This window comes from Bacillus sp. SIMBA_154, from assembly GCF_046536015.1.
GTDB classification, from domain to species: Bacteria; Bacillota; Bacilli; order Bacillales; family Bacillaceae; genus Bacillus; species Bacillus pumilus_P.
This window is the reverse complement of sequence record NZ_JAWJBV010000582.1, coordinates 1-242: the sequence shown is the minus strand read 5'-3', so window position 1 is coordinate 242 and position 242 is coordinate 1. Positions and strand designations below refer to the sequence as shown.

1 pseudogene is annotated in these 242 nt (G+C 52.5%); it reads right to left on the bottom strand.

Features of this window, described 5'->3' with window-relative positions:
• A pseudogene (locus R0K30_RS23235) lies at window positions 1-242 on the bottom strand (oxygen-dependent tRNA uridine(34) hydroxylase TrhO); the annotation flags it as partial.

The window sequence follows — 242 nt, the reverse complement described above, 5'->3', positions numbered from 1 at the left end:
ATTTGCGCAGTTCACATAACGCTCGCACGGCTCGCCCGTGAAATAATCTTTTCCGATGATAACGTGCTCTACGCGGTTGACCGGTACGCTGATTCTTTCGTCAAACACGTAGCACTGTCCGTCCCACAGCTGCCCTTTCACTTCAGGATCTTTACCGTAAGTGACGATACCGCCGTCAAGCTGGGACACGTCTTCAAAGCCCTTCTTCACCAGCCAGCCGGAAAATTTCTCACAGCGTACGC